The organism is Burkholderia sp. LS-044, from assembly GCF_004803625.1.
Classification (GTDB): domain Bacteria; phylum Pseudomonadota; class Gammaproteobacteria; order Burkholderiales; family Burkholderiaceae; genus Burkholderia; species Burkholderia cepacia.
The window spans coordinates 38,892-53,095 of sequence record NZ_SSWO01000003.1 but is presented as its reverse complement, the minus strand read 5'-3'; the positions used below and the strand labels follow the sequence as shown (position 1 = coordinate 53,095).

At 68.8% G+C, this 14,204-nt stretch carries 12 protein-coding genes; 6 read left to right on the top strand and 6 right to left on the bottom strand.

Features of this window, described 5'->3' with window-relative positions; translation table 11 throughout:
• Positions 1-33 precede the first annotated feature (33 nt).
• Entirely contained in the window at positions 34-1,227 is a 1,194-nt protein-coding gene (locus tag E9536_RS08625; protein WP_136469726.1) for a sulfotransferase, read from the bottom strand.
• Complete coding sequence (locus tag E9536_RS08620; protein ID WP_059693016.1) at positions 1,224-2,333, bottom strand: DUF1214 domain-containing protein; 1,110 nt, start codon at positions 2,331-2,333, stop codon at positions 1,224-1,226. The genes E9536_RS08625 and E9536_RS08620 overlap by 4 nt, the downstream gene beginning before the upstream one ends.
• A gap of 130 nt (positions 2,334-2,463) precedes the next feature.
• Between E9536_RS08620 and cysD the strand changes: the two genes are divergently transcribed.
• From cysD to E9536_RS08590, 5 genes are all read left to right on the top strand, one after another.
• Positions 2,464-3,444 carry a sulfate adenylyltransferase subunit CysD gene (gene cysD / locus E9536_RS08615; RefSeq protein ID WP_282186888.1) on the top strand — a complete coding sequence of 327 codons (981 nt, stop codon included), beginning with the start codon at positions 2,464-2,466 and terminating at the stop codon, positions 3,442-3,444.
• Positions 3,444-5,357, top strand: coding sequence for a sulfate adenylyltransferase subunit CysN (cysN, locus tag E9536_RS08610; protein ID WP_136469724.1), 1,914 nt, complete (start codon positions 3,444-3,446; stop codon positions 5,355-5,357). Before cysD ends, cysN begins: the two co-directional genes overlap by 1 nt.
• Before the next feature lie 115 nt (positions 5,358-5,472).
• Entirely contained in the window at positions 5,473-6,660 is a 1,188-nt protein-coding gene (locus E9536_RS08605; protein ID WP_124840958.1) for a helix-turn-helix transcriptional regulator, read from the top strand.
• A 256-nt stretch (positions 6,661-6,916) separates the two neighbouring features.
• Positions 6,917-8,284 carry an MFS transporter gene (locus tag E9536_RS08595; protein ID WP_136469723.1) on the top strand — a complete coding sequence of 456 codons (1,368 nt, stop codon included), beginning with the start codon at positions 6,917-6,919 and terminating at the stop codon, positions 8,282-8,284.
• On the top strand, positions 8,271-9,320 hold the full coding sequence (locus E9536_RS08590; RefSeq protein ID WP_136469722.1) for a beta-propeller fold lactonase family protein: 1,050 nt from the start codon (positions 8,271-8,273) through the stop codon (positions 9,318-9,320). Before E9536_RS08595 ends, E9536_RS08590 begins: the two co-directional genes overlap by 14 nt.
• 61 nt (positions 9,321-9,381) lie before the next feature.
• Here the strand turns inward: E9536_RS08590 and E9536_RS08585 are convergent, their stop codons facing one another.
• Complete coding sequence (locus E9536_RS08585) at positions 9,382-10,419, bottom strand: AraC family transcriptional regulator (RefSeq protein WP_060084097.1); 1,038 nt, start codon at positions 10,417-10,419, stop codon at positions 9,382-9,384.
• A gap of 204 nt (positions 10,420-10,623) precedes the next feature.
• Here E9536_RS08585 and E9536_RS08580 point away from each other — a divergent pair, with 204 nt between their 5' ends.
• Complete coding sequence (locus tag E9536_RS08580) at positions 10,624-11,733, top strand: fatty acid desaturase (protein ID WP_027786914.1); 1,110 nt, start codon at positions 10,624-10,626, stop codon at positions 11,731-11,733.
• 23 nt (positions 11,734-11,756) lie between these two features.
• On the opposite strand, the gene E9536_RS08575 is transcribed toward E9536_RS08580, so the two are convergent.
• The 3 genes from E9536_RS08575 to E9536_RS08565 form a co-directional block, all read right to left on the bottom strand.
• Complete coding sequence (locus tag E9536_RS08575; protein ID WP_027786913.1) at positions 11,757-12,377, bottom strand: HAD family hydrolase; 621 nt, start codon at positions 12,375-12,377, stop codon at positions 11,757-11,759.
• Positions 12,378-12,528: 151 nt separating this feature from the next.
• On the bottom strand, positions 12,529-13,398 hold the full coding sequence (locus tag E9536_RS08570) for a hypothetical protein (RefSeq protein WP_136469721.1): 870 nt from the start codon (positions 13,396-13,398) through the stop codon (positions 12,529-12,531).
• 51 nt (positions 13,399-13,449) lie between these two features.
• A complete protein-coding gene (locus tag E9536_RS08565; RefSeq protein WP_021163605.1) occupies positions 13,450-14,106 on the bottom strand; it encodes a TerD family protein in 657 nt (218 codons plus the stop codon).
• Between the last annotated feature and the right edge of the window lie 98 nt (positions 14,107-14,204).

The following is a 14,204-nucleotide window of genomic DNA, read 5'->3' as shown; positions in this document are numbered from 1 at the left end:
TCCTGGTTGTCGTTGGTTTCGCGAGCCCGGCCGTCAGCCGGCCGCCCGCAGGTGCCGCGCGCGATACGCGGCGAAGTCGCGCGCGAGCTGCGCATCGGTGAAGCCGAAGCGCGCGATCGAATAGTCGTGCGCGGCACGCTTGTCGCGGCCGTTGCGCGCCATCCAGTCGGTCATCGCCGCGCGCCGCCGCGCATCGAGCGGCAGGCCGGCAAACGCGTACACGGCCTCGGCCACGCCGAGCGGATTCGACACCGTGTCCTCGAAACGCACGTCGAGGAAGCGGCCGGCCGGCAGCGCATCGCGCGCGGCCATCGCGGCGCCGATCGCGCGTGCCATCCCCGCGTTCCACTGCGCGCCGACCGCAAGCGGATCGGGATCGTCCGCATACATCTGCCACAGCGTGTGCGCCATGCTGGCCATCGACGGAATCGTCTGCGCCGGGTCGCGATGCGTGAGCACGACCTGCGCGCGCGGGAACACGCGGCACAGCACGTCGAGCGCATGCAGGTGCTGCGGCGTCTTCAGCAGCCAGCGCGCGGCCGGCGCGACCCCGCGCTGCGCCTTCTGCCATTGCAGGAACTGCAGCATCCGCTTCAGGTACGTATAGACCGGCGTGAGATCCTGCCGTGCGAGCCACGCCGTATAACGCGGCACGTTCGCGTACGAATCCATCGCGCAGACGAACGAGTGCTCCATCAGCATGAACTCCTCGTCGGCGAGCATCGCATCGAGCGGATGAATCGTCAGGATCTGCGGAATGCAGTCGATCATCGTCGCGACTTCGGCCTGCGCGCGGGCAATGCGCACCGCCGGCTCGGCCAGCGTCTCGCCCGCGAGCGGCGCCGGGTAGCGGGTTTCCCACCACGCGGCAGTATGGAAGCGCGGATCGACGGCCAGCAGCCGCTGCAACAGCGTCGTGCCCGTGCGCGGCAGGCCGACGATCACGAGCGGATCGTCGATCGCGATGTCCGCGATTTCCGGATGGCGCCGGAAGTAATCCTCGACGACGAGCCGGTTCACGAGTTGCCCGACGAGCTTCTCGCGCATCATCGTCGCGCCGCGTTCGGACAGCTTCGCTTCGTCGATCAGCGACGCGCACATCACGTCGAGCGCGTCGCGATACGGTCCGTCGCCGAACGCGGTGAGCCCGCCCGTGCGCGACACGGCCTCGGCGATCAGTCCGTCGGCGTCGAGCCGCGTGCGGATCAGGTCGATCGGCGCGTTCATGCGGCCTCCTTCAGCGCGGCGAGCTTCACGACCCGCGTGCGCGGATGCACCGGCTGCGCGGCGCCGACCCAGCGCCAGCAGATCGTGCCGGTGCGATGCCCGGCCGTATCGAGCCAGTTCGCGTCGCCCGGCCGCGCGGCCGCGACGACCACCGTCACGCCGCCGTCCGCATTCCGTCGCGCGCCGTGCTTGTTCACGCAGATATCGAAGTGCCGGTAGTCGAGCGACTCCATCCAGTAGTTGTTGAGCTGCACGTTCCAGAAATCGCAGTCGGGCACCGTGTCGACGTCGATCACGAGCGCCTCGTCGTCGGCCAGTTCCCAGCACGAGTGGTAGTAGTAGATGTTCGGGTCGCCGCCGACCGACTGGCACAGCGCCTGGTCGGCGGGCGGCAGCGCGTTCACGTGCGACCGGTAGCTCGCGGCCCAGTCGGCGAACAGCTTCGCCGTCTGCTCGACGAACTGCGCGGCGCGCGTGAGGCCGCCCTGCAACGCGAGCGGATCGAGCGGCGCCGGGCGGTCGTGCGCGCCGATGCGTTCGATCTTCAGTTGCGCGGGCGTCTCCGCGCGCCGGTCGAGGAAGGTCTGGCGCACCAGCAACGCGTTGGTGCCGGGCTCCATGCGTACCCAGTTGCCCGCGCGCGGTGTCTCGCCCAGCACGATCTCGAAGCTGCCGTCCGGTGCGATCTCGAGCTGCTTCGCATCGAGAAAGCCCGTCTGCAGCATCTTGCCGTCGGTCTCGTAGCCGCCCTTCTGCGTGCCGAAGCTCAGGTAGGCCACCGTGCCGCGCCGCCCCGTCACGCGGTATTCGCAACGGCCGTCGAGCCGCGCGTACTGGTACAGGTTGTCGGGATTGTCGGCGCCGATCTTCGCGGTCTCGTGCGACGGCGAGAAAAAGCCGGGCCACGCGCCGTCCGCGAATTCGACGTGCATTTCGAGCGCGATGCGCATCAGCCGGCTCAGGTAACGAAAGCCTTCCGCGCGTGTCAGCGGATCGTCCGGCGCCTCGGCGCGCAGGATCTGTTCGCCGCTGCGTTTCAGGGTGTCGCAGAAATCGGCCCAGGTCTGGCCCGAAAGCAATTGCGTGGCACGTGTGTCGTCCGTCATGTGTCGTCTCCGCCGATGGTCGAGCGCTCACCTTAAGCGCCGCCGTCGCGCACCTCTTCGTCCGGGTGGACTAAGGAAAGATCCGCTCCACCGCCGCGCCGCGGTTTAGTCCACCCGGACGAAGAGCGGCATGCCGCTCGCTCGATACCGTTGGCGTCATGCACGAAACGCCGCACATGTCGCGCGGCGCCGGCATGAAACAAGGAGACGAACGATGTTGACCCACTTGGAGCGACTGGAGGCCGAAAGCATCCACATCATGCGCGAGGTGGTGGCCGAGAGCGAGAACCCGGTGATGCTGTATTCGATCGGCAAGGACAGCTCGGTCATGCTGCATCTCGCGATGAAGGCGTTCTACCCGGCGAAGCCGCCCTTTCCGCTGCTGCACGTCGATACGACGTGGAAATTCCGCGAGATGATCGCGTTTCGCGACGAGATGGCCGCGCGCCTCGGCCTCGACCTGCGCGTGCACGTGAACCCCGACGGCGTCGCGAACGACATCAATCCGTTCACGCACGGCTCGGCCATGCACACCGACGTGTGGAAGACGCAGGGGCTCAAGCAGGCGCTCGATCATTACGGCTTCGATGCCGCGTTCGGCGGCGCGCGCCGCGACGAGGAGAAATCGCGCGCGAAGGAACGCATCGTGTCGCTGCGCTCCGAGCAGCACCGCTGGGACCCGAAGCGCCAGCGTCCCGAACTCTGGTCGCTGTACAACGCGCGCAAGCGCAAGGGCGAAAGCCTGCGCGTGTTCCCGATCTCGAACTGGACCGAGCTCGACATCTGGCAGTACATCCAGCTTCACGACATCCCGATCGTGCCGCTCTACTTCGCGAAGGAACGGCCCGTCGTCGAACGCGACGGCGCGCTGATCATGGTCGACGACGAACGCCTGCCGCTGCGCCACGGCGAAGTGCCGCAGATGCGCAAGGTGCGCTTTCGCACGCTCGGCTGCTACCCGCTGACGGGCGCGATCGACAGCGATGCGAGCTCGCTCGACGACATCCTTCGGGAAATGCGCGAGACGCGCACGTCGGAACGACAGGGACGCCTGATCGACAGCGATTCGGCCGGCTCGATGGAAAAGAAGAAACAGGAGGGATATTTCTGATGGCACACGTTCTCACCGCGCCCGAGGCGCCTGCACACGCGACGCCCAACATGCACGCCGACGATGCGCAGACGAAGGACCTGCTGCGCTTCATCACGTGCGGCAGCGTCGACGACGGCAAGAGCACGCTGATCGGCCGCCTGCTCTACGAATCGAACATGCTGTTCGACGACCAGCTCACGCAGCTCGAAGCCGATTCGAAGAAAGTCGGCACGCAGGGCGGCGAGCTCGATTTCGCGCTGCTCGTCGACGGCCTGTCGGCCGAGCGCGAGCAAGGGATCACGATCGACGTCGCGTACCGCTTCTTCGCGACCGCGCGCCGCAAGTTCATCGTCGCCGACACGCCCGGCCACGAGCAGTACACGCGCAACATGATCACCGGCGCGTCGACCGCCGATCTCGCCGTGATCCTGATCGACGCGCGCAAGGGCGTGCTCACGCAGACGCGCCGTCATAGCCATCTCGTCGCGCTGATCGGCATCAGGCGCGTGGTGCTCGCGATCAACAAGATGGACCTGGTCGACTACGACCGGGCCGTGTTCGAGCGCATCGACGCCGACTATCGCGCGTTCGCGGCCGAGCTCGGGCTGGCGGAGATCGTCAGCATCCCGATGTCGGCGCTGCGCGGCGACAACGTGATCGCGCCGGGCACGCGGATGCCGTGGTACGCGGGCCCGACGCTGATGCAGCATCTCGACACGCTGCCGCTTGCCGCGCGCGTGACACGCGACGAGCCGTTCCGGCTGCCGGTGCAGTGGGTCAACCGCCCGCACCTGAATTTCCGCGGCTACGCGGGCAGCATCGCATCGGGCGAGATCCGCGTCGGCGAGCGCGTGCGCGTGCTGCCGTCCGGCAAGGAGAGCCGCGTCGCGTCGGTGATCACGCAACGCGGCGAAAGCGACATCGCGCGCGCCGGCGACGCGGTGACGCTCACGCTCGCCGACGAGATCGACATCAGCCGCGGCGACATGATCGCGCGCGCGGATGCGCCGCCCGAGGTGGCCGACCAGTTCGAGGCGACGCTCGTGTGGATGCACGACGCGCCGCTGCTGCCCGGCCGCCCGTATCTCGTGAAACTCGGCACGCAGACAGTCGGTGCGACCTGCGCGACGCCGAAGTACAAGGTCGACGTGAACACGCGCGAGCATCTCGCGGCGCGCACGCTCGCGCTCAACGAAATCGGCGTGTGCAACCTGAGCTTCGACCGGCCCGTGGCGTTCGATCCGTACGACCGCAACCGCCACACGGGCGGCTTCATCGTGATCGACCGCTTCACCAACGACACGGTCGGTGCCGGGATGCTGCACTTCGCGCTGCGCCGCGCGCACAACGTGCACTGGCAGGCCGTCGACGTCGACCGCGCCGCGCGTGCCGCGCAGAAGGCGCAGACGCCGCGCATCGTGTGGCTGACGGGGCTGTCGGGCGCCGGCAAGTCGACGATCGCGAACCTCGTCGAGAAGCGGCTGCACGCGCTCGGCAAGCACACGTACCTGCTCGACGGCGACAACGTGCGGCACGGGCTCAATCGCGATCTCGGCTTCACCGAGGCCGATCGCGTGGAGAACATCCGGCGCGTCGCCGAAGTCGCGCGGCTGATGCTCGACGCGGGGCTCATCACGCTCGTGTCGTTCATCTCGCCGTTCCGCTCGGAACGCGAGATGGCGCGTGCGCTCGCGGGCCCCGACGAGTTCGTCGAGGTGTTCGTCGACACGCCGCTCGCGGTCGCCGAGGAGCGCGACCCGAAGGGCCTGTACAAGAAGGCGCGGCGCGGCGAGCTGAAGCATTTCACGGGCATCGATTCGCCGTACGAGCCGCCCGCGCGGCCCGAACTGCGCGTCGATACGGTCGCCGAGTCCCCCGACGAAGCGGCCGGGCGCATCGTCGCTTACCTGCTGCGCGAGCGCTCGGCGTAGGCGCCGCAGGCGGGCAGCCCGGGCGCGCCGCCTCCTCCGTTCGGATGACGCGGGCCGCCGGGCGGCCGGTATGCTGGCTCGGGAACCCTTCACCCCGATCCAGGAGAACACGAGCATGCCCATCGCGCTGGCACCCGGCGATCCGGCCGCGCACGACGGCTTCGACGACGCGGCGTGGACGGCGCGCGAACTCAGCGCGTGGCTCGGGCTCGTCTATCAGGGCCCGTCGGAAGCGCCCCCGTGGGCAGGCTTCCTCGAAGCGGTCCGCGTGCGGCTCGACGCGCGCTTCACGACACTGGTGCTGCGCAACCCGGGCGGCACACGGCACGGGCTCATCATCAACGCGTCGGCGCACGGCCCGTTGCTGCCCGGCGAGCCGTCGTACAGCGAGCAGTTCTATGCGCTGTGCCCGTTTCTCGATCAGCCGCCCGGCCAGGTCTTCACGGCCGACCGGCTGTTCGGCGAAACCGCGTGGCGCGCGCACGATTTCTACCGGCAGTACCTGCAGCCGCTCGACCTGCGCTACATCCTCGGCGCGAACCTGCGCGGCGAACGCGGCGTCGAATGCGCGTTCTTCGTGAGCCGCGCGCACGGCGGGCGGGACTTCGACGCGGCCGAACGCGCGCAGGTCGCGACGCTGCTGCCGCACCTGCAGCGGGCAGTCGAACTGCACGCGGCGTTCGACGTGCTCGACGCCGAACGCGCGCTGTACGCGGGCACCGTCGACCGGCTCGATGTCGGCACCGCGATCGTCGACGAGGACGGCCGCGTGATCAAGCGCAACCGCATCGCCGAGCGGCTGATCGAGCAGCAGGACGGGCTGTGCGTGCGCCACGAGCGGCTCCACGCCTCGTGCCCGCTCGACGAGCGCCGGCTGCAGAAGGCATTGCAGGCCGCGCTCGAGCATTTCCGCGCGGGCGCGCTCGCCCGCATCGAAGCCACCACGCTGTCGCGCCCCGGCGGCGCGATGCCGTTGAGCGTGCTGCTGCGCCCGCTCGCCCCCTACCGCGGCGCCGAGGACCGCCGGCACCGGCCGGCCGTCGCGGTGTTCGTGCGCGATCCCGTGTCGTCGCCGCAGACGTCGCGCGACATGCTGCACCGGCTGTTCCGGCTCACGCCGATGGAAACCGAAATCGCACTGCTGCTCGTCGACGGGCTGACGCTCGACGAGGCCGCCGCCGCGACCGGCATCACGAAGAACACCGCGCGTGCGCACCTGCGCGGCATCTTCGCGAAAACGGGCGCGACGCGGCAGGCCGTGCTCGTGAAGACGCTGCTCAACAGCGTCGTGTCGATGGCGTAGCCGCCGCGAGGGCAGCCGCCGGACGGGTTGCCGGGGGATGCACCACGCGCGCGGATCGCCACCGGGTATCCCGGCGATTGGTACACACTCGTTTCATGTCATATGTCATCAGACGTTGACGGCCGCCCGAAGAATCTCATGAAATTCCTCAATATCCGGGTAATTCCCGGGTAAACCCGCGACGTCTCCATCGGCACTCAGGCGTACCATGTCATATGACGACATACTACATAGCCCCACCCGACCGGAGACACGCTTGAACCCGCCCTCGCCCGCCCTGCCCGGACGCGACCCGCTCGCGTCCGCCGTCTCGAAAGTGAAGTGGCATGTGCTGCCGCTCGTGCTGATCATGTTCATCGCGAACTACATCGACCGCGTGAACGTCGGCTTCGTCGATCGCCACCTCGAAGCGTCGATCGGCATCGGCGCGGCCGCGTACGGCCTCGGTGCCGGGTTGTTCTTCGTCGGCTACGCGCTGTTCGAGGTGCCGTCGAACCTGCTGATGCAACACTACGGCGCCCGCGTGTGGCTCGCGCGGATCATGGCGACGTGGGGCATCGTCGCGGCCGCGATGGCGTTCGTGTGGAACGACACGTCGTTCTATGCCCTGCGCTTCCTGCTCGGCGCGGCCGAGGCCGGTTTCTTCCCCGGCGTCGTGCTGTACCTGTCGCAATGGCTGCCGCCGCAGGAGCGCGGCAAGGCGATGGCGATCTTCCTCGGCGGCTCCGCGTTCGCGTCGGTGCTGTCCGGGCCCGTCACCGGTGCGCTGCTGTCGATCCGCGGCTTCGGCCTCGAAGGCTGGCAGTGGATGTTCCTGATCGAAGGGCTGTTCTCCGTCGCGCTGTGCGGCGCGAGCTGGCTGCTGCTGAAATCGCACATCCGCGACGCGACGTGGCTCACCGCCGAGGAACGCACGGCACTGCAGAACGCGCTCGACGAGGAACGCGCGGCGCGCGACGTCCGCTCGAACGTGCCGGTGCGCGCCACCGCGCTGCTGCGCGATCCGCAGATCATGCTGTTCTGCTTCCTGTATTTCTCGATCCAGCTGACGATCTACGCGGCCACGTTCTGGCTGCCGACGATCATCCGCAAGATGGGCGGCCTCACCGATTTCCAGGTCGGCCTGTACAACACGATTCCGTGGATGATCGCGATCGGCGCGATGTACGGCTTCGCGGTGCTGTCGTCGAAATGGAAGCATCCGCAGCGCTGGCTCGCGTTCGCGCTCGTGCTCGCCGCGTGCGGGCTGTTCGCGTCGACGTCGCGCGATCCGGCCTGGTCGTTCGCGTCGATCTGCTTCGCCGCGCTCGGCTTCAAGGCCGCGGCGTCGCTGTTCTGGCCGATCCCGCAGGGCTATCTCGACACGCGGGTGGCCGCGGCCGTGATCGCGCTGATCAACTCGGTCGGCAACCTCGTCGGCTTCGTCGCGCCGACGGCCTTCGGCTATCTGAAGCAACATACGGGTTCGATCACGGGCGGGCTGTATGCGCTCGCGATCGCTTCGCTCGTCGCCGCCGTGGCCGCGCTGTTCGCGCGCACGCACCGGCGCAGCGATCCGCCGCGCGGCCTGCCGGCCGACACCGCCCTGACGAACGCATCGATGCTCCGCCATGCCGAACACTGACCGCCTGACCGTCGTCGTCTCGAACGCCGCCGACGCCGACCTCGCAACGTTTTCCCTCGCGGCCGACGGCACGCTCGCGCCGCTCGCCCGCTATCCCGCAGCCGACGTCGCGATGCCGATCGCCGTTCAGGCCGACCGCGCGCGGCTCTACGTCGCGACGCGCGGCGAACAGCCGACGATCGTCGCGTTCCGCGTCGTGCCGGCCACCGGCGCGCTCGTGCGCATCGGCGCGACCGCGATCGACGCGAGCCATGCGTACCTGTCGCTCGACCGCGGCGGCCGCTGGCTGCTCGGCGCGTCGTACGGCGGAAATTCGCTGAGCCTCTACGACGCCGCGCGCGTGCGCGACGGCGACGGCACGCCGCTGCAGGTCGTGGGCGGCATCGCGAACGCGCACTCGGTGATCGTGTCGCCGGACAACCGTTTCGCCTATGTCAGCTCGCTCGGCTCGGATCGCGTGTTCAGCTTCGCGCTGGTCGAGGACGCGGCCGGCCTGCGCGCGCTCGAACACGGCGAAACGCGCGTGCCGGCCGGGTTCGGCCCGCGCCACCTGCAGTTCGCGCGCGACGGCCGAGCGCTCGTCGTCGTCAGCGAATTCCAGGCCACGCTCGCCACGTTCGCGCGCGACCCCGATACCGGCCGGCTCGGCGATGCGCACGTGAGTACGCGCCATCCGGCCGTCGCCGAACTCGCGCCGGGCCATGCGCGGCCGCCCGCGCCCACCGAGCCCTCCGTCTGGGCCGCCGACCTGCACCTGAGCCCCGACGAGCGTTTCGCCTACGTCAGCGAACGCACGTCGAGCCGCCTGCTCTGCTATCGCCGCACCGCAGACGGCACGTTCGAACCCGCGCACGCAACAGCCACCGAGACGCAACCGCGCGGGTTCGCGATCGACCCGTCGGGGCGCTGGCTCGTCGCGTGCGGCGAACAGTCGGAATACGTGTCGGTGTATGCGATCTCGCAGGACGATGGCGCGCTGTCGCCGCACGCACGCGTGCCGGGCGGGCGCGGCGCGAACTGGGTCGAGATCGTCTGAAGAAGGGATACGTGGAGCATGAACCGGCAGGCCCGCCACGCGGGCCGGCGCATGCCCGCGTTCAGCGCCGCTCGCTCGGCGCAACACCCGTCCAGCGCTTGAACGCACGCGTGAAGTTCGCGCGATCCGTATAACCGACGCGCGCGGCGATCTCGTCCACCGGCAGCCGCGTCCCCTCGAGCAGCCGCAGCGCGTCGCGCAACCGGATCTCGTCGAGCAGCGCCGAATAGGTCGCACCGTATTCGGCGAGCTTGCGCTTGAGCGTACGCGCCGATACATGCAGCTCGCGCGCGACGTCGTCGACCGCCGGATAGCCGCCCTCGCCGCAGATCAGCAGGTTGCGCACGCGCTCGACGATGCTTTCCGCATAACCGAGCCGCGCGAGTTCGGCCTCGCACTGCTGCACGATCATCTGCGCGGTGTGCGCGTTCGCGGTGCCGATCGGTTCGTCGAGCAGCGCGGCATCGCAACGGATGCGATTCGCGCTCGCGTCGAAATGGCAGCGCGGCAGCCGCGCGCGATAACGCTCGAACCACGGCGGCTCGGGCCATTCGAAATGGAGTTCGGCGCGCGACTGCAGCGTGCGTCCCGGCACCGGATACAGCAGCGAATTGAACAGGATCGCCGTCTCGACCAGGAAGTTCTCGACCGCGAACTGCCGCAGCCGGCCGAGCGGAAACGCTTCGAGCACGTCGATGTCGACGGTCCCGTCGAGCCGCGCGAGCCGCACCGAGAAGAACGGCACGCGCGTCGGCAGGTAGCGAATGCCGAGCGAGATCGCCTCGCCGAGCGTCGCGCAGCTCATCAGCCCGAAGCCGATCAGTCCCGCTTTCGTCAGGCTGCTGCGCAGGCCGATCTCGATCGCGATCGACGGATCGTCCGTCGCGTCGAGCAGGTTGAACACGATCGCCGCCTGTTGCAGCGGCGTGATGCGCGCATCGGGCTGCGCGAGCCGGTCGCGCTCGACACCCGAGCCCGCGAGAATGCGGCCGCCGTCGATACCGCGCTCCTCGGCCAGCATCAGCATGAACAGCGCATACGCGGACGACACCGTCGCCTTGTTCAACTGGCGCGCGGCATCCGGGACGGACAGGGCCATGCGGAGGACTCCGGAGCGGTTTCGGCGGATTGTAGCGCCGCTGGCCCGCAATGACACCGGGGCGAGACTCTAGCCGCGCCGGCCGGCCAACGTGGCCCGAAATGACACCGCCATTGGCACCCGCGGCCCTCGCGGGCGGCCCGGTGCGCGCCTATGCTTGTCACATCGGCATAACGCCCCACTCTTTCCGCAGGAATCCGGTCGATGAGCCAACCCGCACGAACCGCCTTTCGCCACGACGCGGACAAGGTCGCGTACGTCCGCCGCGAGGTCAACGCCGCGAGCGACGCGATCCGCGCGCGCTTTCCGCTGCTCGACAACCAGAACCTCGTCGGCGCGACCGTGATGGCCGTGTCGGTGAGCGCGATGCTCGCGATCGCCTGGCTGTATGCGCGCGGGGCGATCGCGTGGTACGTCGCGCTGCCGCTCGCCGCGTTCGTCACGTCGCTGATCCACGAGCTCGAGCACGACCTGATCCACCTGATGTACTTCAAGAAGACGCCGTGGGCCTATCACCTGATGATGGCGCTGTGCTGGCTCACGCGGCCCGGCACGATCAACCCGTGGACGCGGCGGCGCATGCACCTGCATCACCACAAGGTGTCGGGCGGCGAATCGGATCTCGAGGAATTCGGCATCACCAACGGCGAGCGCTGGGGCGTGAAGCGCCTGCTGATGATCGCCGACGGCATGCTCGCCGTCGTGCTGCGGCCGGCCGCGATGCGCCGCAAGGTGAAGCAGTACGTGGCCGCGCAGCCGGTGCAGGACCCGTCCGAACGCATGCAGTTGCGCGTCGAGCAGGTGTCGTCGTACATGCCGGTCGGTCACGTGTATTACGTGCTGTGGCATGCGTTCATCGTCTATCACGCCGGCCTGTTCGCGCTGCATGCGTTCGGCTACGCGGTGACGGTGCCGGCCATCGTCGCGCGCGCGATGAGCGTCGTCGATTTCCTGGCCGTGGTGTGGCTCGGGCCGAACTTCGTGCGCAGCTTCTGCATCAACTTCGTCAGCTCGAACATGCATTACTTCGGCGATATCGATTCACGCAACGTGATCCAGCAGACGCAGGTGCTCAACCCGTGGTGGATGCTGCCGTTCCAGCTGTTCTGCTTCAACTTCGGCAGCACGCATGCGATCCATCACTTCGTGGTGCGCGACCCGTTCTACATTCGCCAGCTGACCGCGCGCACCGCGCATGCGGCGCTGCGTGAAGTCGGCGTGCGCTTCAACGACGTCGGCACCTTCGCGCGTGCGAATCGCTGGGGCCCGTATCGACCGTCGCGCCGCGCTCGCCACGCGCAAGCCGACGCGTGATGTAAAACCGGCGCCGCGCCGGCTCAGCCGCCGATCGGCGGCATCGGCCCCTGCCCGCGGATCCACGACCAGTTCGCGAGCTCGGCCATTTCCTTGTCGCCGCGGCTGTCGCCGTACGCGAACAGCTGTTTCGGCGGCCGGCTGCCCCACCACCCGCGCAGCCGCACGACCTTCTGCGGCCCCCAGCAGTTTTCGCCGTCGAGCCGGCCGGCAAACGTGCCGCGCTCGAACGCGAGCCGCGTCGCGAGCACCGCATCGAAGCCGGCCGTCTTCGCCCACTTCTCCAGGTACAGCGACGGCGACGCGCTCACCAGCACGACTTCGTGCCCGCGTGCCCGGTGCTCGCGAATGCGTTCGAGCATTTCCGGACGCACGAGGCCCGGCAGGTAGGTGTCGACGAACGTACGCGCCTGCGCATCGAGCGCGTCCTCGCGCACGGGCCCGAACGCGAACGACGCGAACTTCGCTTTCGCATCGCCACGCGACAGCAGCCCGGCCTTCATCGCGACGATCCACGGCAGCGCACGGAGCCCGGCCCATGCGAAGCGCGGCGTGCCGACCGCATAGCGGACGAAATGGCGAAAGCTGTCGGTCGTCGTGATGGTGCCGTCGAAATCGAATGCGGCAACGATGCGGTCGGTCATGGAGAATCGGCGGGAAAGCAATGAGATGCCCGGGAAGATAGCAGACTCGCGCCGGTGCACGTGAAATGGCGTGACGCGGCGTGGCCCGCGCAGCGAACGCGCGCGCCGCGGCGCGCGCATCCGTGCGCTTCGTGCCCTATGCGCCGTTCGCTCAGCGCTGCGGCCGCGCCGCCAGCGCCGCCGGCAGCACGACGTTCATCAGGTGATCGGCGCGCGACAGCAGATCGGTCACGCGCTCGTCGAGCCCGCGCAATTGCGCGGGTTGCATGCGGATCTGCTGCACCGCCTGCCCGACGATGTTGCGGCGGTCGAACAGCGTGCGCTCGATGCCCGCATCGTCCGGTGCGCGCACGACGTCCGACACCGCGCTCAGCGCCGCGAGCACGACGACGAGATTTTCTTCCGCATGGCGAATCTTCGCGGCGAGTTCCTCGGTGCGGCGCGGAAAGAAGCCGAGCGACTGCTTGAGCGCACCGAGCGCCGCCCGGTAGTCGACATGGCCCGCCACCCCGCCGAACCAGCGTTCGAACATGCCGGCCTTGCGCGTCGCCTGCGCGAGCATGCCGGCCATCATGTCGGCCGCGCCGAGTTCGTTGAATTCGCGCGTGGTGGCCGCGACGGCTTCGACGAGGTTGCCCGCCGTCTCCAGCGCGCCGTCGCCGATCGTCGCGACCGTCGTGAGCTTCAGCGGCACCAGTTGCCGGATGTGCCGCTCGATGCGCGGCGCGTAGTCGGGATAGAGATTCGGGAAGCTGGCCTGCGCGGCGCGGAAGCATGCTTCGAGCTGCGGATGGTTCGATTCGGCGAACACCGCGCGGCCGACCGCCTCGGCCGGCGCGGTGCGCACGGGCCTGTCGGGCGCCGGCCCGAAGTCGAGCGCCTGCGGTGCCGGCCGCTCGGACGCGCGCGCGCCCGGCGTCGTCGCGGCCGCGGGCGGCGCGTCGAACGCAAGACGCCCGGGCGTGCGCTCGGGCGTCGTATCGAACTCGAGCCGCTTCGGCTCGTCGGACGGATTCGTCATCGCTGCTTCCTGCCCGGCGCGGCGGTGTCCCGCCGGCCGGACTGCCGCCAGTCAGACCGCGCCGCCGTACGCGCGCACGAAGTCGCCCAGGCCGCGGTTGTAGCCGGCGCCGACCGCCTTGAACATGAAGTGGCCGTCGCGGCGATAGAAGCTGCCCACCTGCACCGACGTCTCCATCGAGAAGTCTTCCTCGAGTGCGTACTTCGCGATCACCGCGCCCGACACCTCGTCGGCGATCTGGATGTAGCTGTTGCGCACCTGGCCGAAATTCTGGCGACGCGCTTCGGCCTGGTCGATCGTCACGACCACCGAGATTTCCTCGATGTCCGCGGCGAGCTTCGTCACGTCGATGAAGATCACCTCGTCGTCGCCGCCGCCGCTGCCCGTGCGGTTGTCGCCGCTGTGCACGACACCCAGGCACTTCGACGCGGGCATCCCGCGCTTCGGGAAATCGTCGCCCGGCTGGATGAAGGTTTCCTTGCGCTCCATCGTGCGCACTTCGCTGTTGTAGAACACGAAATGCTGATCCGAGATCAGCTTCGGATTGCTCTGCGCGTCGTACTTGCACAGGAACACCGACACGTCGAGATCGAAATCCGTGCCCGTGTCCGTCGCGTTCGCGTCCCAACCGAGACCGATGCGGAACTTCTGCGTGCCGGGCGCTTCCTTCGACAGGTTGACGCGACCGCCTTTCGACAAATTGATCATCTGAACCTCTTCTGCTGGAACCGCCGTTGCGCCGGCGGCAATGCCGGGCCGCCCTGCGCGGCCCCCTCGTTGATGGTTTGCGTGCCGCGCGCGGCGCG

Excerpts from the sequence above, each read along its gene's own strand:
- E9536_RS08625 (WP_136469726.1), bottom strand. The coding sequence starts at position 1,227 with ATGAACGCGCCGATCGACCTGATCCGCACGCGGCTCGACGCCGACGGA.
- E9536_RS08620 (WP_059693016.1), bottom strand. The coding sequence starts at position 2,333 with ATGACGGACGACACACGTGCCACGCAATTGCTTTCGGGCCAGACCTGG.
- cysD (WP_282186888.1), top strand. The coding sequence starts at position 2,464 with ATGCCGCTCGCTCGATACCGTTGGCGTCATGCACGAAACGCCGCACAT.
- cysN (WP_136469724.1), top strand. The coding sequence starts at position 3,444 with ATGGCACACGTTCTCACCGCGCCCGAGGCGCCTGCACACGCGACGCCC.
- E9536_RS08605 (WP_124840958.1), top strand. The coding sequence starts at position 5,473 with ATGCCCATCGCGCTGGCACCCGGCGATCCGGCCGCGCACGACGGCTTC.
- E9536_RS08590 (WP_136469722.1), top strand. The coding sequence starts at position 8,271 with ATGCCGAACACTGACCGCCTGACCGTCGTCGTCTCGAACGCCGCCGAC.
- E9536_RS08585 (WP_060084097.1), bottom strand. The coding sequence starts at position 10,419 with ATGGCCCTGTCCGTCCCGGATGCCGCGCGCCAGTTGAACAAGGCGACG.
- E9536_RS08580 (WP_027786914.1), top strand. The coding sequence starts at position 10,624 with ATGAGCCAACCCGCACGAACCGCCTTTCGCCACGACGCGGACAAGGTC.
- E9536_RS08575 (WP_027786913.1), bottom strand. The coding sequence starts at position 12,377 with ATGACCGACCGCATCGTTGCCGCATTCGATTTCGACGGCACCATCACG.
- E9536_RS08570 (WP_136469721.1), bottom strand. The coding sequence starts at position 13,398 with ATGACGAATCCGTCCGACGAGCCGAAGCGGCTCGAGTTCGATACGACG.
- E9536_RS08565 (WP_021163605.1), bottom strand. The coding sequence starts at position 14,106 with ATGATCAATTTGTCGAAAGGCGGTCGCGTCAACCTGTCGAAGGAAGCG.